The sequence below is a fragment of the Oleiphilus sp. HI0061 genome (genome assembly GCF_001635675.1).
Window position 1 is genome coordinate 1 of record NZ_LWFE01000898.1, and the last position, 415, is coordinate 415.

Here is a 415-nt window from a genome sequence, read left to right on the forward strand (position 1 = left end):
AATTGTTTACCTTGCCGATGAAACACTTACCTTTAGAGAGTCTGCGATCGAACAGGGCCAATACTGCTTCCAACTTCCTGAAGACGATGTCAGTCATATCAGGCATTGTGCAGTAGAAGCAATTCAACCTTCGTTAAGTGATCTCACTAAAGAATTCTACTATGAAGACTGCCCTTTCTGCTCTATTGAGTTCTTTGCTAACAATACGGGCGCTACCAACGGAGATGAAAATGATGGCTCGTCTTTTTCATTTTCCTGGAGTTTTCAAGGTGACGGCACAATATCCATTGTCTACGACCGTGCTTTGGGCAGTAACAAGTTCTTCTTTACTGAACAGGATAGCGAAAAAATTAGCTTCATTAGTTTAAACGATTATGCTGATGAGGCACCTTATATGGACTCCAACGTCCTCTTC

At 41.9% G+C, this 415-nt stretch carries 1 protein-coding gene; it reads left to right on the forward strand.

Annotation, left to right across the window (positions count from 1 at the left end; all coding sequences use genetic code 11):
* Window positions 1-415, forward strand: a 415-nt coding sequence (locus A3735_RS30820; protein ID WP_197485844.1) for a hypothetical protein, incomplete at both ends; no start/stop codon positions are given.